The organism is Haloglycomyces albus DSM 45210 (genome assembly GCF_000527155.1).
Taxonomy (GTDB): Bacteria; Actinomycetota; Actinomycetes; order Mycobacteriales; family Micromonosporaceae; genus Haloglycomyces; species Haloglycomyces albus.
Genome location: NZ_AZUQ01000001.1, coordinates 3,436,443 through 3,455,265, shown reverse-complemented (window position 1 = coordinate 3,455,265; position 18,823 = coordinate 3,436,443). Strand labels below are relative to the sequence as shown.

16 protein-coding genes are annotated in these 18,823 nt (G+C 60.0%); 12 read left to right on the top strand and 4 right to left on the bottom strand.

The genetic code is table 11. The annotated features are described in order from the left end of the window. Positions 1 to 42 precede the first annotated feature (42 nt). Positions 43 to 1,218 carry an NUDIX domain-containing protein gene (locus tag HALAL_RS18745; protein ID WP_025274947.1) on the top strand — a complete coding sequence of 392 codons (1,176 nt, stop codon included), beginning with the start codon at positions 43 to 45 and terminating at the stop codon, positions 1,216 to 1,218. A 95-nt stretch (positions 1,219 to 1,313) separates the two neighbouring features. Here HALAL_RS18745 and HALAL_RS0115905 read toward each other — a convergent pair whose 3' ends face one another. Then, positions 1,314 to 1,535, bottom strand: a complete 222-nt coding sequence (locus HALAL_RS0115905) for a DUF2631 domain-containing protein (RefSeq protein WP_029768164.1) — start codon at positions 1,533 to 1,535, stop codon at positions 1,314 to 1,316. Between the two features lie 410 nt (positions 1,536 to 1,945). On the opposite strand from HALAL_RS0115905, the gene HALAL_RS0115900 reads away from it, so the two are divergent. The 3 genes from HALAL_RS0115900 to HALAL_RS0115890 all read left to right on the top strand — a co-directional run bounded on the left by HALAL_RS0115900 (position 1,946) and on the right by HALAL_RS0115890 (position 6,036). Beyond that, the gene (locus HALAL_RS0115900) at positions 1,946 to 3,502 is read left to right on the top strand and encodes a Rieske 2Fe-2S domain-containing protein (RefSeq protein WP_025274945.1); all 1,557 of its coding nucleotides are present in this window, start codon (positions 1,946 to 1,948) and stop codon (positions 3,500 to 3,502) included. 609 nt (positions 3,503 to 4,111) lie between these two features. After that, a complete protein-coding gene (locus HALAL_RS0115895) occupies positions 4,112 to 5,206 on the top strand; it encodes an NAD(P)/FAD-dependent oxidoreductase (RefSeq protein WP_025274944.1) in 1,095 nt (364 codons plus the stop codon). A gap of 302 nt (positions 5,207 to 5,508) precedes the next feature. Next, on the top strand, positions 5,509 to 6,036 hold the full coding sequence (locus HALAL_RS0115890) for a membrane protein (RefSeq protein WP_025274943.1): 528 nt from the start codon (positions 5,509 to 5,511) through the stop codon (positions 6,034 to 6,036). Between the two features lie 71 nt (positions 6,037 to 6,107). On the opposite strand, the gene HALAL_RS0115885 is transcribed toward HALAL_RS0115890, so the two are convergent. Next, positions 6,108 to 7,259 carry a CapA family protein gene (locus tag HALAL_RS0115885; protein WP_025274942.1) on the bottom strand — a complete coding sequence of 384 codons (1,152 nt, stop codon included), beginning with the start codon at positions 7,257 to 7,259 and terminating at the stop codon, positions 6,108 to 6,110. A gap of 76 nt (positions 7,260 to 7,335) precedes the next feature. Here HALAL_RS0115885 and purU point away from each other — a divergent pair, with 76 nt between their 5' ends. The 8 genes from purU (at position 7,336) to map (ending at position 15,247) form a co-directional block, all read left to right on the top strand. Beyond that, positions 7,336 to 8,187, top strand: coding sequence for a formyltetrahydrofolate deformylase (gene purU, locus HALAL_RS0115880; protein ID WP_025274941.1), 852 nt, complete (start codon positions 7,336 to 7,338; stop codon positions 8,185 to 8,187). 122 nt (positions 8,188 to 8,309) lie between these two features. Next, entirely contained in the window at positions 8,310 to 9,422 is a 1,113-nt protein-coding gene (dxr, locus tag HALAL_RS0115875) for a 1-deoxy-D-xylulose-5-phosphate reductoisomerase (RefSeq protein WP_425402663.1), read from the top strand. A 77-nt stretch (positions 9,423 to 9,499) separates the two neighbouring features. Continuing rightward, positions 9,500 to 9,697: a dihydrofolate reductase family protein gene (locus tag HALAL_RS18985; RefSeq protein ID WP_211240490.1), complete on the top strand. Its 198-nt coding sequence runs from the start codon at positions 9,500 to 9,502 to the stop codon at positions 9,695 to 9,697. Positions 9,698 to 9,703: 6 nt separating this feature from the next. After that, entirely contained in the window at positions 9,704 to 10,042 is a 339-nt protein-coding gene (locus HALAL_RS18980) for a dihydrofolate reductase family protein (protein WP_211240489.1), read from the top strand. Between the two features lie 302 nt (positions 10,043 to 10,344). Then, positions 10,345 to 11,604 (top strand): M50 family metallopeptidase, encoded by a 1,260-nt coding sequence (locus HALAL_RS0115865; protein ID WP_025274939.1) that lies wholly within the window; start codon positions 10,345 to 10,347, stop codon positions 11,602 to 11,604. A 16-nt stretch (positions 11,605 to 11,620) separates the two neighbouring features. Further along, on the top strand, positions 11,621 to 12,796 hold the full coding sequence (gene ispG / locus HALAL_RS0115860) for a flavodoxin-dependent (E)-4-hydroxy-3-methylbut-2-enyl-diphosphate synthase (protein WP_025274938.1): 1,176 nt from the start codon (positions 11,621 to 11,623) through the stop codon (positions 12,794 to 12,796). 549 nt (positions 12,797 to 13,345) lie between these two features. Further along, positions 13,346 to 13,900 carry a hypothetical protein gene (locus HALAL_RS0115855; protein WP_025274937.1) on the top strand — a complete coding sequence of 185 codons (555 nt, stop codon included), beginning with the start codon at positions 13,346 to 13,348 and terminating at the stop codon, positions 13,898 to 13,900. A gap of 423 nt (positions 13,901 to 14,323) precedes the next feature. Further along, positions 14,324 to 15,247, top strand: coding sequence for a type I methionyl aminopeptidase (gene map / locus HALAL_RS0115850; RefSeq protein ID WP_025274936.1), 924 nt, complete (start codon positions 14,324 to 14,326; stop codon positions 15,245 to 15,247). 49 nt (positions 15,248 to 15,296) lie between these two features. On the opposite strand, the gene HALAL_RS0115845 is transcribed toward map, so the two are convergent. After that, positions 15,297 to 18,056, bottom strand: a complete 2,760-nt coding sequence (locus tag HALAL_RS0115845; RefSeq protein ID WP_025274935.1) for an ABC transporter permease — start codon at positions 18,054 to 18,056, stop codon at positions 15,297 to 15,299. Continuing rightward, the gene (locus HALAL_RS0115840) at positions 18,053 to 18,772 is read right to left on the bottom strand and encodes an ABC transporter ATP-binding protein (protein WP_025274934.1); all 720 of its coding nucleotides are present in this window, start codon (positions 18,770 to 18,772) and stop codon (positions 18,053 to 18,055) included. The genes HALAL_RS0115845 and HALAL_RS0115840 overlap by 4 nt, the downstream gene beginning before the upstream one ends. Positions 18,773 to 18,823: the final 51 nt, after the last annotated feature.

The window sequence follows — 18,823 nt, the reverse complement described above, 5'->3', positions numbered from 1 at the left end:
GCGGGGTTCGGCCGCTCTCACCTCTGTATTAAGGAGTGGATTGTGACAACCCCCGACGCCACCTCGGACAGTTACCTCAACGACCTCTTCTATCTTGTACGGCGAGCACGTACCAGTGTGTCGGACGCCTATTACTGGAAAGCCGATCAGTTCCCGCTCGCGCTCGAATCCTACGATCGAATCCGTCGTCTCGCGGCCGAAATGATGGCGATGTCCGATTCCCGAGATGCCGACGAGCTCGATACTCTTTTTAGGACGGATTTCAATCTGCAGAGCCCTCGTTCGGGGCTGGAGGTCAACGTTCATTGCCGAGACGGTGTGACCGTACGGCGTCGTTGGCGTTTGGACTACGGCGAAGTCATGGACTACCGTCTGAACGATCTCTCCTACAGCCTCGAATCGTCCCAGCGGCCCGAGTTGATCGGATTCGCCGATACCGACCGTGCGGGACTGCCGGGCCCGCAGACCACGATCGCGGTGACCGCCGTGTCGAGCCCGCTCGATTCGTTGACGGTGGACATGCGTCTGCGCCCGTCAACAGTGGATCTCCAGGACGTGGCACTGAAACTGTACGACGTCACCGATACGCAACCGCGCGATAAGACGCCTTATGTGTCCGGTGCGGTTGCCGAACGGATGGAGGACATCGCGGACGTCTGCGATCGTTTGGCGCCCCAGCTGAGTAATTTCTGGGGGCATGAACGGATCGTGAATCTGTCGGAGACCATGCGGCAGTATGAACGGGTCGACGTTGATTATCCGGTGCGGCGCCGTGATCCCGTCGCCTCCGTCGGAGTGGGAACCGGTGCGGAGTGCGCCGTCTTTGACGGCGATCGAGTGCTCTTGATTCGACGAATGGATACCGGTACGTGGTGTATTCCGGGTGGCGCGACCGAAATCGGGGAATTGCCGGCGCAGGCGGCCGTACGCGAGGCGAAAGAAGAAGCCGGTGTGGACGCCCTTCCGCTGGGGCCCGCGAAACTGTTTTCCACCCGACCTTCGGTTGGGGGAATTCGCATCGGTGGTATCACGACGTTCATCGCCCTCATGCGCGATCGATCGCAGGTTCCGGTGGCGCAGCCACAGGAAGCACTTGACGTTCGTTGGTTCGACGCCGAGGAAGCACGGTCTCTGGAATATTTCCGCTCTCACCGGGAAAAGGTTCGGTGGGCATTCGACGCGTATCGTGGCTTGTCGTCATTACGGTCGGGGGACTGAGAGCGGCGCGCATTGCGCCGGGGAGTTTGGTCGGGCTGTCTGCGGAGATGGCGGAGAGCGGGCCGCGCCGGATCGATCGGCGCGGTGCGACGACGTTAGCGCCAGCCCCGTTTGCGCATGGCCCAGTCGCTGGCCACGAAGGCCACCAGCGAACCGGCACTCAATACGATGAATACGTCCTCGATCCAACCGGTGTGGTTGCCAAAGAGGAAAAGCAGGATGATCGTTGCCGAGACCAGAAGTGCGGTATACAGCCAATTGCGTTTGGTGGGCTTTTTCTGGTCGGGTGATGTTATGGGTTCCTCTGCGGCGGACACAGGCGACTCCTTTTCTACGGCACGGTTGACCATAGTCTGTCATGCCACAGCCGCGCATGATATGCGACATGATCCAATTGAGATGTGGTTCCCACGAAGTATCCTATGATGTGGAGACGTGCTCATTGTGTCGGTTGTGGCTTCTGACCGATGTTCGTCTATCATCCGTATCGGCTGCTGCGATACCGATAACCGGTTTGCTTGCCACGGTCGATTGCGACGCTGGACGTCGCGTAGCCGCCTGTGACGATCATGGCCTTTGCGCCTACGGTCCAGCCTCAGTCCGTGGGGGTGCGCTAGGGCATCGTACTGTGAATTCAACGTTGACGGTCGAACGGTCAGTAGGTCGACAAGGTCATGGCGGCAGCTTTTGAGGAATATGTCAAAGTGAGAGGACGGCGTCAATGCGAATTTACGGTACTGGGCACGCCAGCATGCTGATTGAAACCGCTGCCGGAACGATTCTGACCGATCCATGGGTGAATCCCGCGTACCTGGGATCGTGGTTTCCCTTCCCCGACAATTCCGGGTTGGATTGGAAAGCGCTGGGGCAGACGGATTATCTCTATGTTTCGCACCTGCATCGCGACCACTTTGACGCCGACAACCTACGCGAGAACATCAGCAAGGACACGACGGTCATTCTTCCGCAGTACCCCACGGATGAGCTCGAGGATGAACTGCGTGAACTGGGATTCCATAACTTCATTAAGACCGAGAACGAAAAGATAGTGGAGTTGAGCGAAGGCGTGAAGGTCATGGTTCAGGCCTTGACTTCGCCGACGGACGGTCCCATTGGCGATTCGTCTCTGTGGGTGGAAGACGCCGACGGAACACGCTTGCTGAATCAGAACGACGCCCGCCCTACGGATTTGACCGCTTTTCTGAAACACGGCCCCCTGCATGCGCATCTCCTGCAGTTCTCGGGTGCGATTTGGTACCCCATGGTCTACGAAATTCCCGATAACGCCAAGCGGGCCTTTGGAAAGCAGAAGCGCGATCGGCAATTTGACCGGTCGTTGCGCTACATTGAGGACGCAAACGCCGATTGGGTCTTTCCCATCGCCGGACCTCCCTGTTTCCTGGATCCTGAGTTGTACGCCTTCAACGACGTTTTCGACGATCCTGGCAATATCTTCCCCGACCAGCAAGTCTATGTCGATTGGTTGGAAAATCAGGGTCGGGAGAACAACATCGTTCTCCTGCCGGGGACTCAGGTGGAACTGGACTCGTCCGGCGCCGTCGAGGTGCGCCAGCCGGTGGACGATGTGCGGGAGTGGTTCGCCAATAAGGATGAACATCTCCGGAATTACCAAGAACGTCAGGCGGATCGCATTGCCGAGATCAAGACGGGTTGGAGCCACCCCGAGATCGATGTGCTGACTACCCTGCAGGATCGGTTCGAACCGCTGTTGCGGGAGTCGAAACTCATTGCCGAGGGTGTGGGGGGACCGGTCCGGTTCGATCTGACCGCGGACGATTCGGATGAAATCGTGCAGTCGGTCATCTTCGATTTCTTGGAGAAGACCATCGTTCCCGACGACGGCCGCAAGGTGCGTTATCGGTTTCGAACCGAGCGTCGCCTGATCCAGCACCTTCTCCATATTGAAGAGAACGACTGGGTCAATTCGCTGTTCTTGTCCTGCCGGTTCACGGCCGCGCGGATCGGGCAGTACAACGAGTTCATTTACGTGTTCTTTAAATGTCTTGACGAAGAGCGCCTGCAGTACGCCGAGGGTTGGTACGCCGAGCAATCGCCGGACGAGGAGAACATCACCATGCAAGAGTGGACGTTCCAGCGGCGTTGCCCTCATTTGAAGGCCGATCTGTCGGTATTCGGCAAGATCGACGGAAACACCTTGACCTGTCAAATGCACGGTTGGCAGTGGAACCTGAAGAGCGGTAAGTGTATCACCTCGGCAGGTCATCCACTTCGTGTGGAGGCCGATTCGGATGGCGATCGGTAACCGAAGCGGACGTGGTGATACGGCGACCGGGGTTATCGGAGATTTCAGCGGCGCAGACCTCCGGATTTGTCCGTGGGGTTAGCCGCTCACAACGGTGCGCGGTTGAATACGTGAGTCCGATGCAAGCCGTTCGCGCAATATCAGTAAACTGTATCCGGGCAACTGCGATAGCCAAGCAACCGCCTACTCCGCAGGGCTTGCGGTGTCAGCCTGTGGAGACCTCGCCGCCGTGCGGTCGACGAATCAGGAACCAATGGCCCCCGCGAGGGGACCATGCCAACCTTCGGGTTGGAATCCCCCGGATTTATCCGTGGGGAGGAGGTCAACCTTCCCAGGGCGGTCGACGTCCGGTGAACGGGACCCTGAAACGTCATCGTGAGTCTGCCTGGGGTTACGTGCCACAATGCCCCAGGCATATCAATGTATACGGTGGATCTGGTGCGTGTCCGTTCGCGTAGGATCAGCTTTGCCCCGTTGTGGTGGTGAAAGAGTTAGAAAGCTATATGCGAATTGGTGTTATCGCGGGGTGACGTTAGGGTTTCTCATTGCTTGGGGTGGGATTAACCGGAAGTACATTCGCTGTTTTCTCAAGTCTCACAACATAATCGCATGGACATCATCATCGTCGGAGGCGGAATTCTCGGCACCATGCATGCGTGGGAAGCGATCGACCACGGGCACAACGTCATTCATATTGAGCGAGAACACGAGAGCAGAGGTGCCTCGGTGAGAGGCTTTGGTCTGGTGTGGACAACGAGCCGGGTCAACGATCAGGAGGATCGAGCCGGAATGCGCTCTCGTGAACTGTGGGAAAAGATCGCTCAACTCGCCGATGGCCTCAGTTTCCGCTCGTGCGGTTCGATGACGATCGCGCGAACGGAAATCGACCTGGAGGTGGCCGCGGAGGTGGCGGCCGACCCCGACATCGGCGGTCGATTTGAATTGCTGGAACCGACGGAGGCACGTCGAATCAATCCTCTGCTGCAGGGGAGCTTTCAGGCCGGCCTGTGGTGTCCCTCTGACGCCGTGGTGGAACCGAGGCAGCTCCTCCCCGCTCTGCGTGCCTATATGGGTGCGACGGGACGATATCGCTGGTTTAGTGACCGCGAAGTCCGCGATGTCGGCACCGGGTGGGTGTACGACGACAGGGGGCGGAGATATGAAGGCGATTGTGTCGTATTGGCGACGGGCGCGTGGCATTCGGGGCTGCTGCGGGAGTTGGCCGGGGAATTGCCCCTGCGGCGGGTGCGAATGGAGATGGTGCAGACTCGGCCGCTCATGGACAAGGTTCCCACCGCTGTGGCGACCGTCGAATCAATGCGACACCTGACGGTGGACTCACCGGCGATCATTCAGTCTCCCGGTTCCGACTCGCCGGAGCCGTTGCTATTGGTGCAGCGGTCGGACGGTTCACTGACCATCGGAAACGTCCGGGAAGATCATGAACCGTTCGGCTTCGACATCACCGACGATATCTATGCACGGTTGTTGCGTGATGCGGAAGCGCTCTTCGGGCGATCTCTACCGACTGTGCGGCGGAGTTGGGCGGGGGTCTATTCACAGCGAGTCGATCCGGGTCCCAAAGAGCTGCTCTACCGCAATCAGGTCATGGAAGGCGTCTGGCTTCTCACCGGCTTGGGCGAGCGCGGCATGACGACGGCTCCGTACTTCGCTTCCCAGACGGCGTTGGATCTCAATTGGTAAGGGGACTGAAGCTCCGCTGACGTGGGAAGGAGTGCCGTTTCGTGCCGTTCATTGCGGATTCCGTCGCGCGGTTCCCCACGTCGTCGCGATTCACATTGTGCTGGGTGAGAACCGCATATCCGTGTCGCCAACGTCAATGTGCTTGCTACGGCCGATCATCGGACGATATACGATGCGCACGGGCTCATGCGAAGATCCCTCAATAAAAAGGTAAGATTACAATTAAATTCTGTCCATGGATCTAGAGATATATATCGCTCTGGGTGGTGGATTGGACACATGGGAGGGATCTTTTGAATACTGTGCAGGAACAGACGAATGACAACCACACCGGCGCGGAGACTCGTCCTCGACCGGGAGCCCGGAGTCTGGCCGTACTCCGTATTGTTCTCGGCGCGGTCTTTCTCTGGCCGGCCCTGGACAAGACCTTGGGTCTGGGCTACGGTACGCCCGCCGGCCAAGCTTGGTTTGACGGAGTCAGCCCGACGGCCGGATATCTGGCCAGTCGTGACGGTACGTTCTCCGAGCTATTCCAATCGATGGGTGGCCAGGCCTGGGTCGACGCGCTGTTCATCGGAGGTATGGCGGCTGTGGGAACGGCACTGATCCTGGGAGTCGGAATGCGTCTGGCAGCAGTCGGGAGCGTCTGCCTGATGGGAATGCTCTACCTGTCGGCATGGCCGCTACAGAACAATCCAGTGGTCGACGAGCATCTGGTCTACGTCGTTCTCGCCGTGGCGCTGGCCGCCACCAATGCGGGCGACAGCTGGGGACTCGGGCAACGGTGGGCACGCCTGTCACCGATTCGTTCGCAGGCCTGGCTGCGTTAGGGCGTCCGCGGTTCCGTAGTCCCCACCCTGCGGAGTCGCGTGATGTCGCTGATCGGTGTGACGGCCGGTCGCTATTGCCGCGGAGTGGGGCTCAATCCGGTGCAGGAACGACGCTCCTCACGCTCCTGCTGAATGCGTTGGGCCTCTTGACCTTCGACCGGTATGGGCTGCCCCGTCTCCATGCTGATTCGAGCCGGCAGGAACTCGACGTCGGAGATACCGGCGTCCTGTAGATGAAGCTGCAAGACACCCGTGTCGTTGCTGTAGGCGTCATCGCGCCACCAGAGGAAGTTTCCCAGACCGTAGTGAACATAGGTATCGTCGATCCAACCGTCGCCGAGAAGCAGGTGGGCGTGCGTACCGACCAAAGCGTCCGCCCCCGCGTCGGCAAGCGCTTCGGCCGCTTCGGTCATTTCCGCAGTCGGACACGGGTCGCCTTCGGAACCCCAGTGCAGGTAGACAACGACGACGTCGGCCACTTCCTTCGCTTGACGGACGGCAGCGGTGGCGAGCTCCTTGTTCTGTACGTAGGCGAGTCCACTGCGGTCGTCTTGAGCCTGCCAGTCGTCCCAGAGCTCCCAGACTTGATTGAAGCCGAGATAGGCGATCGAGGTTCCCTCTACTTCGGTCATCCAGGCGCTGTAGGCCGCGTCCGCGTTGTCCCCGGCACCGACGTAGGCGACATTGTGGTCGTCGGCGGCGGAAACGGTGTCGTCCAGCCCCTGACGTCCGTAGTCGAGTGTGTGGTTGTTGGCGAGGGACACGATATCGACATTGGCCGCTGACGTCGCGGCGAAGGCTTCGGACGGTGCCTGAAACGTCCAGAGTTTGTCCTGTTCGGCGCCACTGTCGGTTACCGCGGTCTCCATGTTCACCATCGATACGTCGGCCTGGTCGAAGATGTCGGCGACCGGACCGTAAGCGTTCTCGGGGTCGTCGAGAAGGGCATGAGTGCGGTTGGGGACGCCTTGGTCGAATTCGGGAAAGTGGACGTCGCCGGCGAAGGCCAAAGTGATGTCGGACTGCTCTGGTGGGGCGTCACCGGTGGGGGAGGACGTCGTCCGTGTCGAGGGCTGTGACGGTGTGCTCGGATTGTCGTCACCGCATGCGCTGAGCGAGGAGAGGACCACCGCCGATGCCATCAGGGAGGTCAGCGTTCGAGCGGTTCGGTGGGTGTTGGGGGAGGCGGCCGATCGAATGGCGATTCGGTATGAAGCGGACATGGCGACATCCTATCGTGGTGGAAGCCATGGTGACGGTACGGTTGTCGCGCCCGGATAATCATCCTATGATTTAGGGATGAGCAGCCACTTTATTCTCACTCTGTCCTGCCCTGACCGTATCGGCATCGTCCATGCGGTATCGGGGTTTCTGAGTCAACGCCTCGCCAACATCGTCGATTCGCAACAGTTCTCCGATCCCGACAGCGCGCGATTCTTTATGCGGGTGGAATTCGAACTCGACACGGGCGTGAATGCGGATGAGCTGTCGGTAGCGTTCCATACCATCGCGCAAAGCTACGACATGGAGTGGAATCTGGCGGATCGAGCGCACCGTCCGCGTGTCCTGATCATGGCGTCCAAACAAGGACACTGCCTGAACGACCTGCTCTATCGATTCCGAATCGGTGCCCTGCACGGCGAGGTGGCCGCCGTGGTGTCCAACCACCCCGACTGGGAGGAATTGGTGGAGTCGCATGAGGTGGACTTCCACCATATTCCGGTAACAAGTGAATCCAAGGAGGAGTCCGAGGAAGAACTACTCAACCTCGTGGACTCCTACGACATCGACGTGGTGGTGCTGGCACGGTACATGCAGATCATTTCCCCGCGACTGTGCGACAAGCTGCCGGGCCGAATCATCAATATTCACCATTCGTTCCTGCCCAGTTTCAAAGGTGCCCGCCCGTACCACCAGGCCCACGCCCGGGGAGTCAAACTGATCGGGGCGACCTGCCACTACGTGACCGCCGACCTGGACGAAGGACCGATCATCGATCAAGAGGTCGCCCGGGTCAACCACACCGCCACCCCAGAGGGTCTGACCGCTGCCGGTCGCGACCTGGAGTCAACCTGCCTGGCCCGCGGACTGGCCGCCCACTTGGACCATCGGATCCTGTTGAACGGTCACAAGACCGTGGTATTCGGTTGAACACGACGGCGATCCACTGTCGTCGGGCCGACGCCATCGGACATAATGGCACGGTGACAGACATACGCGAAATCACCCTATTGGGGTCCACAGGTTCGATAGGTACCCAGGCGATCGACATTATGACCGCCCAACCGGACCGTTTCCGTGTGACAGCACTCGGTGCGGGCGGTTCGCGGCCCCGGCTCCTTGCCGAACAGGCGATGGCGGTGGAACCGGATTACGTCGGTATCGCCGATGCCGAGCGTGAAGCGGATTTCCGTGCGGCCTACCGTCAACTGGGCGGTACGCGGGTACCCGACATCGTCAGTGGGCCCGAGGCCATGACCGAGCTGGCGCGTATCCCCTGCCATACGGTGGTCAACGGCATCGACGGTTCGATCGGGCTGGAACCGACCTTGGCGACCTTGGAAGCCGGACATCGCCTGGCGTTGGCCAACAAAGAGTCCCTGATCGCCGGGGGTTCACTTGTCGCGCAACGCGCACGGCCCGGGCAGATCATCCCGGTCGACTCCGAACACTCGGCCCTGGCGCAGGCGTTGCGGTCAGGAGAAGCCGACGAAGTCGAGAGATTGATCGTGACGGCGTCCGGCGGGCCCTTCCGAGGACGCGGTCGCGACGAACTACACCATGTCACCGTGGACGACGCACTGGCCCACCCCACCTGGGCCATGGGGCCCGTGATCACGATCAATTCGGCGACCATGGTCAATAAGGCCCTCGAAGTCATCGAGGCGCATGAGCTGTTCCACATTCCCTACGACCGCATCGACGTGACCGTCCATCCGCAGTCGGTCATCCATTCCATGGTGGAATTCTGTGACGGCTCCACGATCGCCCAAGCCTCACCGCCGGATATGCACCTACCGATCGCACACGCCCTCGCCTGGCCACATCGCGTCAAACACGCCGCACGTCCGGTGGACTGGAGCAACGCACACACCTGGACATTCGAACCCCTGGACGGCGACGCCTTTCCAGCCGTCGAGCTGGCCAAGTTCGTCGGCGGCCGCGGGGGAGTGTATCCCGCGATCTTCAACGCGGCGAATGAGGAAGCCGTATCGGCGTTTCGCAAGGGCGAGATACCGTTCCTGGGGATCGTGGACACCGTGGCCGCGGTTGTGGAACGCGCTCCCGATTACGCGCCACCACGTGACGTCGCGGATGTTCTGGAGGCGGAACGATGGGCTCGTACCGAAGCGCAACAGGCTTTGGCGGCGGTTGGGCCACGATAATCGTCCACCGTCGCTCGGCCACGGTGTTCGACGTTCGGCGGAACCGAGATGTCGCCGAGCACGGTTAGGGTGGCCGGATGGGACGAATCATTTACGAAACCGCTACCAGCATCGACGGTTGGATCGCTGACGAAAACGACTCTTTGGACTGGCTGTTCGCCGTCCCCACTGACGGTGATTCCGACCCCGGACTTAAACCTCCGCATACCGCGGTGCAGGTCATGGGCTCCACCACCTATGAGTGGGGTCGGGATAACCTGGGCGCTGCGGAATAGACGGCAATGTTCGACGACCTGCCGATTTATGTCTTCACGACCCGAGATCTGCCCACCTCGGAACACTCGTCGGTGCGTTTCCTGTCCGGAGCCGTCGCCGACCATCTCCCCACTCTGCGGAAAGTCGCCGCGGGAGGTGATATCTGGATCGTTGGCGGTGGAAACCTCGCCGCCCAGTTTCTTGACGCCGGTGCGCTGGACGAATTGACGGTGACAGTGGCCCCGGCCACGCTCGACGGTGGAACTCCGCTGTTTCCCCGACGCGTGGAGCCGGACCGGTTGAGTCTGGTAACCACTCAGCGCTTTGGCCAGTTTGCTCGACTGAGTTACCGCGTCTCCGGCTGACAAATACAGCTCTGCCGACGGGTTGCGGGTACGCTGCCCGGCACCATCGTGTGGGCGACGATCCGGTGTGGTCGCCGGGTAGAATTCGAGTTTGGCGGCTAAGATCGGCATGTCACCACTCATGGCGTGACCGCACACTCCAGGACAGTGGAAACCGAGTACCGTAACCGCTGACATTGCTCCCGCACCACAGTGGTCGTGTACGCACGGGCTTGACGGTGCCTCCAGTGTGCGAACGCCTCGGTGTCGTGTGCGACGCGTGAAAAGCCAGCCAGCTACGAACACATTAAGGAGACTGACACTTGCCGGCATATATCACGGGAGTCATCCTTTTCGCTTTGGCCATCCTCATCTCGATCAGTCTCCACGAATTCGGGCACCTGCTGACGGCCAAGGCCTTCAAAATCAAGGCCAGCCGCTACTTCGTGGGCTTCGGCCCCACCATCTGGTCCTTTCAAAAGGGTGAAACCGAATACGGTCTCAAAGCGATTCCCCTCGGGGGTTTCGTCAAAATCATTGGGATGACGCCCGACGACGAGGAAGAAGAGGGCCTCGACGAAAAGGACAAAAAGCGGGTCTTCTGGCGTAAACCCCTCTGGCAACGTTCGATCGTCCTCGCCGCCGGATCCATCACCCACTTCATCCTGGCCTTCGTGATTCTCTGGGTACTGATTTCATTTGTCGGCATCGCCAACCCCGCTTTGGCGAAGTCCGTGGAAAACGCCCGCGACACGGCGACGATTTCGGTAGCCGAATGCATTCCTCCCGACGATGCGACCAGCGACTTTACCTGTTCCAGTACGGACGAACCGACGCCGGCCCGAACCGCCGGGTTGGAAGACGGCGATGAAATCACCGCCGTCGACGGCCAGAACGTCAGCGACTGGAATTCCCTCCTAGCCGTGGTCGGCGACCTCGAACCCAATGAACCCACCACGGTGGAAGTAGAACGGGACGGCGAGAGAACGACGTTCGACCTGACCCCGTACGCGGCAGAGGTACAAACCACCGACGGCTCCGTCGAAGAGGTGGCCCGCCTAGGCGTCAGCGTATACGTCGATCCCACGATCGATCCGGTCATGGAGAGCGGCCCCGTGGCGGGCTTTGCCGACACCGTCGGTTATACCGGCGACATGTTCCAGCAGACCTTCATCGCGTTGAAGGACCTGCCGAAGAAGATCGCTCCGCTCTGGGACTCGATCTTTGGTGGGGAACGCGGGGAGGACACCCCGGTCAGTGTCGTGGGGGCCTCCCGGCTGGGAGGCGAAATGGTGGAACACGATCAATGGGTGATGTTCTTCATGCTGCTGGTCGTGTTGAACTACTTCATAGGCGTGTTCAACCTACTTCCACTGCTACCGTTGGACGGTGGCCACATCGCCATCGCGTGGTATGAGAAGGCACGCTCGTGGGTCGCTACCCGATTCGGCAAACCCGACCCGGGGCGGGTGGATTACTACAAACTCATGCCGCTCACCTATGTCGTCTTGATCGTTCTCGGCGGTTTCATGCTGTTGACGATCACTGCCGACATAGTCAATCCGATTACGATTTTCAACTAGGTGGACAATAGAATCCATGACTGCTGTAGAACTGGGTCTGCCCGGTAAGAAGGAAAAGATCGAGCCGATATCCGAGCGCCGTAAGACCAGGCAGCTCAACGTCGGTGGAGTTTTGGTCGGTGGCGGTGCCCCGGTCAGCGTGCAATCGATGACCACAGCGCGGACCGCCGACATCGGATCGACCTTGCAGCAAATCGCCGAGCTGACCGCCAGCGGGTGCCAGATTGTGCGCGTCGCCTGTCCCACACAGGAGGACGCGGACGCATTGAAGGTTATCGCCGCTAAATCGCAGATCCCGGTGATCGCCGATATTCACTTCAATCCCAAATACGTGTTCGCCGCCATTGAAGCGGGCTGTGCGGCGGTGCGAGTCAATCCGGGAAACATTAAAAAGTTCGACGACAAGGTCGGTGAAATCGCCAAGGCCGCCAAGAACGCGGGAACTCCGATACGCATCGGGGTGAACGCCGGGTCGCTGGACAAACGTCTCCTGGAGAAATATGGCAAGGCGACGCCCGAGGCACTGGTGGAATCAGCGCTCTGGGAGGCGTCGCTGTTCGAAGAGCACAACTTCTACGACATTAAGATTTCGGTCAAGCACCACGACCCCGTGGTCATGGTCAAGGCCTACCAGCAACTGTCGGAGGCCTGTGACTACCCGCTGCACCTCGGGGTAACCGAAGCCGGACCGGCCTTCCAGGGGACGGTCAAATCCTCGGCCGCCTTCGGAGCTCTGCTCTCGCAAGGCATCGGGGACACGATTCGCGTCTCGTTGTCAGCGCCGCCGGCCGAGGAAGTCAAAGTCGGACTACAGATACTTGAATCGCTGGGCCTCCGTGAGCGCGGCCTGGAAATCGTATCCTGCCCGTCATGCGGCCGAGCCCAGGTCGACGTCTATAAGCTGGCCGAAGAAGTGACGGCGGGCCTCGAAGGCCTGCCAGTACCACTTCGGGTGGCGGTCATGGGCTGCGTTGTCAACGGTCCGGGCGAAGCACGTGACGCGGACTTGGGCGTGGCTTCCGGTAACGGGAAGGGACAGATCTTTGTGAAAGGTGAGGTCATTCGGACCGTTCCGGAGTCACAGATCGTGGAGACCCTGATCGAAGAAGCGGTCAAGATCGCCGACGAATACGGTGCTGACCTGCCAGACGAATTGAAGGAGCTGGCCGGACCCCAGGTCGACGTCCACTGAACCGACATAGGGGACACTGGTTTACATCGCTGCCGGTGGGCGCGTTGCCGATAGGTGAAGCGCCCACCGGCAGTCGTCGTACGAGCCCAGTGTTCCGCATGGACATTGGGCGCGTTCGTGCCTTGAGCGACTGTACAATCCTCATCCGATCGACGGCGCACGTGTGCAGTGTCGTGTATCGGTCAGGTTCGGTGTAGTGATTGCTGAGGTGTCGGGATCTTTCGCGTAATGGGATCGTGAACTGCGAAAATAGATGTTTTCTGTTGGCGATGACTCTGTGTCGCGCTGTCGTTAAACCGACAAACCGTGCTTTATGTGCGATAAGGCACAGGTCGATGCGACGGTTTGGTCGAGGAATCCAATGTGACACAGCATACTGGTAAGCGGAGTGTTCCGCGTCCTGTGAGCAGGAGGTGGGCACCGGGACGGTGCGGATCGTTCTCTGTGGGGAGTCAAGCGCTGCAACACGACGAGAGCGACCGGACCGGGGTGTGGCACGCGGCCACTGGCCCGGAAAACGACCAGTCGTCCATGAGGAGTCGAGCAGTCATGGGAAAGTACGTTCGCGAAGTTGAAGAAGGCGTCACCAAGTATTACTGGTATCCAGGGGAAAAAACCGATTGGCTGAAGGCCGTCATCGCCTTGGCCACCGGCGTCGGGATATTCGTAGCAGTGCTCGTGGTATTCGACAGCACACTCATGGCTGCTACGTTCTCGTCCTCGGGGGTTCTCGGCTTGGCGGGTTTCTACCTGGGGCGAAAAGACGCCTCCGGGTTGGACACGTTCCACGATCCCACGGCCGAGCGACGGGCGGCCATAGCCGATGGGACTCGGGCCGCATGGCGAGGCACTCTGCAGGGCTTGGTATCGGCGGGATCGGCCATATTCGTGCTGAACATGCCGCATACCGGATTCTTGGCCGACTGGATTCTTCCACTGGTTCCCTCGACCATGGGGGCCTTGGCCCATTCGGGTGGAATGTTGTGGCAGCGTATGGCCAACGACGTGGCGGCCGAGGCAACGAGTGGCGACGTCGAATCCGGAGCGACGGAGAATGAGGCACCGCAGGAGTCAGAATCCCAGGAGGAGAAGGCCGCAGGCTAAAAGGGCGGAATGGAGCCGGTGCGGGTTTCTCTTCAGCCACGCCGCGATCGTCGGTGATGTGTCCGAACGATCGCGGGGCGCTCAACTGGATTCCCGTTACGGACCAGGAGCTGTGCCAAGCGGTCCCGACGGCGCGGGTAGAGTCTCGCGGCCTGGTAGGTGCCGCGAACACGCCGTCGATCGGTCCGATTGACAGCGAACCGCACACCGGCTCGATCAAGCCCCGGCGGCGACCGGGGCAGCATCGCGATAGCACTATAGTCCACGACACTCGGGCAATACGCAAATGTTTTTCATAAAAACCTTCGGCCGGATCGCCGTATGTAATTGATGTCTCACCCTGGGGGTGTTGTTCAGGGGTGGCGAGGGTGTGGACTCAACGGCGGACGAATGGGCCACTTCAACCGGGTTACCCTGGAAGACATGACTACACGAGCCCCATTGCGTCCGGGTAAACAGACACCGCAACGACAGGTTCCCGATGCGATTGTCCGCCCGGAATACGTCGGAAAACCCGCTCCAAGTCCCTTTACCGGATCAGAGGTGAAGGATGCGGAGACGATTGAAAAAATGCGAGAATCCGGTCGTATTGCGGCCGATGCGCTCAAAGCGGTGGAGAAGGCCGTAGCACCCGGTGTGACGACCGACGAGCTGGATCGCGTCGCGCACGACTATATGGTCGATCACGGTGCCTATCCTTCGACATTGGGATACCGGCACTATCCGAAATCGGCCTGTACGTCGCTCAATGAAGTAATCTGCCATGGAATCCCCGACTCCACCCGTCTGGAAGACGGCGATATCGTCAACGTCGACATCACCGCCTACAAAAACGGAGTACACGGCGACAACAACGCCACCTTTACCGTCGGTGACGTTTCCGCGGAGGCGAGTCGACTGGTGGAGGACACCTGGGTCGCGACGATGCGCGGGGTCAAGGCCGTCAAGCCGGGGCGGCAGCTGAACACCGTGGGGCGGGTCATCGAAACCTTCGCTCACAAGCATGATTACGGGGTCGTCCGCCAGTTCACCGGCCACGGCATTGGAACGGCGTTCCACTCCGGGCTCTACGTCCCTCACTATGACGAGCCTCAACTCGAGGTGGAGATCGAGGTGGGAATGACGTTCACCATCGAACCGATGATCAACCTGGGAGTTCCGGATCATGTGATGTGGGACGACGGTTGGACGGCGGTCACCCGTGACGGGAAATGGTCGGCTCAGTTTGAGCACACCCTCCTTGTCACCGACGACGGTGCCGAAATACTGACCTGGCCCAGTGAAGGGCTTCCTGCCGGTACGCCCGTTGGTCGGGAGATTCCTGAGCGCCTCATACCGACCGCTTAGCTCAGCGGCCGCGACAGAAGTGAATCGGCCCGGTCAGGTGCCGGGCCGATTACGAAATCCGACGCTCGCTGGGAATGTGCGACCGGGTAAAGGTCCACGCTGAGGCCATGGCCAGGAGCGGCACCGACAGCCCAACGGTCAGTACGAATTTCCACGGGAACCGGAAGGGAAAGGGCTCCTGCAAGGGGTATTGCTGTGCTGCCTGCGCGTTGAGGATTCCCAGAACGACTCCCAGCCCCATCAGTCCCACGATCAAGCCGAATCCGATTCCGATCGTGGAAATCGAGGCGGCCTGCCACATGGACAGATTCCGGCGCATGAGTGGTGAGGAACCCACCGCGCCCAGGGTCGTCAAGTTGCGTTGTGACTCCACGATGACCATCCCGGTTGCCAATACCGTGGCGGCCAGAGCGATCAAGGCGCTCAATCCGATTGATCCCAGTGTGATGTACTTGAATTCGGGACGGTTGGAATTCGACTCCCAGACATATGAACTAATGGACATTTCTTCTGTATTAAATCCGTTTTCCTCCACCACGCCCTGCACCAGATGGCCGGTTTCCGGAGTAATGTCCGCGTCGGCGATGAGTATTTCCTGGGGTGGACTGCTTAGGGGGAGGTTCCATTCGGCAAGACGGTCAAATCCGACCATGAAGGAAGTGGTGGGGATCGTAGCGCCGTCAATGACCACCGCTGGAATCTCGTAGGACTTTTCACTGTTCAGCGGCGATTCTGAATTGTCGACCGATACCGAGATCGTTCCATCCGTCACCGGTTGTTCGTGAGAAACGACCGCCGCGCCCGAGTTGAGCGCACGTTCGGCTCGATCGAGATCCGCGCCCGAAAGATCGAGCCGTGCGGCGATAAGTTCACGGTCCTGCCCGACGATGGGTGTGGAGTCACGATAGATGGCGCGTGTGGTGCGCACACAACGTGGATCGTCGACGGCTCGGCGCTGGTCGGCCTCACTCAATATCTCTGAGTGGAGTTGATCGTCCCAGGGGCACCTGTTTTCAGCGGGAACGTCAAGACTTATCGGACATCTTATGTTTTCAGTGCTGGAACTGCAGTTGAGCCGATCGTAATAGGGGTAGAACTCCGCTCCGTCGATGACCTCGCGGAGCGAGCGGTGCACGTCGTGACGGAGGCTCTCATAGTCGGCGTCGTGAAACTCCTCTTCGGAGAGGAAATGGTAGTTGAGAACGAGATGGTCGTCGTCGGAATGATTTCCCCACAGTGAGTTGGCATCACGTTCACCGCTGATGACGGCGATGGAACTGAGAATCAGGCCGGTGCCCACCACGGCCATGATCGCCGCGACGGCGGGTGAGGCGATCGAACGACTGCGAGCGGTTTCCCGCAGTGCGATTCGGGGAGTGACGGGAAGGCGCTTCGCAAGAACCTGGAACACCGCCACCAGACTGGGCGTGCAACCGATAAGGCCTATTTGGACTATGATGACCCCGGCGATGCTGACGGAGGTCACATTGAGCCACAATCCGACGATCGAGCAGCCGAATCCGAGCGCGATGCCGATCAGGCCGATGACGAGCCACCGTTTGCGGGCCCGGGGCGGTGCGGTATGGCCCGAAATGGTCTTGATGACGTTGACACGAGAGGCCGAGACGGCCGCAGTGAGGCTTGCCGCGACTGCGGTCAAGACCGCAGTGATCATGGCGGCCAATTGCAACGGCACTACGAAGCTAAGCGTGTTCACTCGATGCCCGACCAGTTGTTCAAGTGCGGGAAGGCTCACGAGCGCGATGCTGTTGCCGACGGCGATACCGACGAAGGCGGCGATCGATCCCAGGAACAGGCCACTGGCGAGCACCGTGAGGCGTAGTTGACGGGGAGTGGCTCCGTTGGCGCTCATCATCGCGAATTCACGGGTGCGGCGCTTAACGCCGATGGTGAAGACGGGGCCGACCAGCAGGACGATCTCGATGAGAACGAAGGTGATCGTCAACCCGAGCATGATGGCGTCGTTCGGGTTGCGACGGTTAAAGAACGGGGTGGAATCGTCCTCCGCTGGATAGGAAGTGGTGAAGTAGCCGAACCCGGCGTCGTTGAGCGCTTGCACGGTGGCGGAATCAAGTTCCACCCCATCGGTGTCGATGAGCCAGGAGCGGTACGGATGCTCGATGACGTCATCGAAGAGTGTCGGGTTCAGGAGGAAGTAGGCATTCAAATCGCTGGAACGCTCGGCAATTCCCGTCACGGTGAAATCGTTGCGGACGCCTTCCACCGCGAATTGAACGATGTCGCCGATCTGAAGATCCAAGTGATCGGCCAAGGCGCTGCTGACGACGATTTCATCGTTCGATTCGGTCGGTTGGCCACCTTGAAACCGAAACACCGAATCCAACAGAGGATCGGTGGGATCGTACGGAGTGGCCTGGGCGGACTGATAGGAGCCTTGAAAGTGAACCGTGGTGGCGTTTCCACCGTTCCACTCGGAATAAGGGGTGAGACGGTTGACGTCGGGGACCAGTTCCTGCAGTTGGCGTCGCCGCTCGCTTGTGGTCCGTTCGTGTTCCGGCCCGGTCTCGTTCCAACCGACGTTGGGACGAGAGGAGTCCGGCTGTGATACCGATGTGAATCCAGAGTCCTTGATCATTCCATCGGCCGAAGCGGTTTCATACTGGACCTTATCGGTCAGGTCCATCCGAAACGTGCTGTAGGACGTGACGGCGAATGAGACCACGGCCAGTGGAAACATCAATAGGGCGATGGTCAGTACGGTGCGGCCCTTGTTCCGCCACGCTTCCCGATAGGCGATACGGCCGGCCAGCCGTAGAGACGGGATCATAGTCCGGTTTCCTCCAGCAAAGAATCCACGGAGCTGAGCGGTTCCGAGCTGTCGACGATACGACCGTCACGCAGGAACAGGATTCGATCGGCCCAGGCCGCCGCACGCGCGTCGTGCGTGACGACGATCCCCGAGGCTCCCCGTTCACAGCGGCTCTTGATAACGTCCAGAACATCCATGCCGGCGGCCGAGTCCAAGGCACCGGTCGGTTCGTCCGCCAGAATCAGACGACGCGGTCCGATGAGGGCTCGTGCGATCGCGGCTCGCTGCGCCTGCCCGCCAGAGATTTCCTCGGGGAACTTGTCGGCATGTTCGTGTGCGCCCATTTCGGTAAGCGCACGCATGGCCTCCTGACGGGCCCTGAGAACTTTGACCCCGTCCAATTCGAGTGGTAGAGCCACATTCTCCACCAAGGTCAGCGAGGGAACCAGGTTGTAATCCTGAAAGACGAAACCGACGCGATTGCGTCGCACAATCGCCAATTTGGTCTTGTTCAGAGTGGCGAGATCGGACTCTTCCACGTGAACGTCGCCGGAGGAGGGCTGATCGAGTCCGCCGGCAAGATTCAGCAATGTGGACTTCCCGGAACCGGACGGTCCCATAACCGCGACCAATTCACCGGCTTGCACGGTAAGGTCGACGTCGATCAGGGCGGTTACCGCGGCGGCTCCGGAACCGTGAGTGCGCGAAACATTCCGCATGGAGAGGACAGCCATGATGTGGTCCTGTCTGTGGAAACGGGGGACAGATTGAATTCTGTGGGGTTA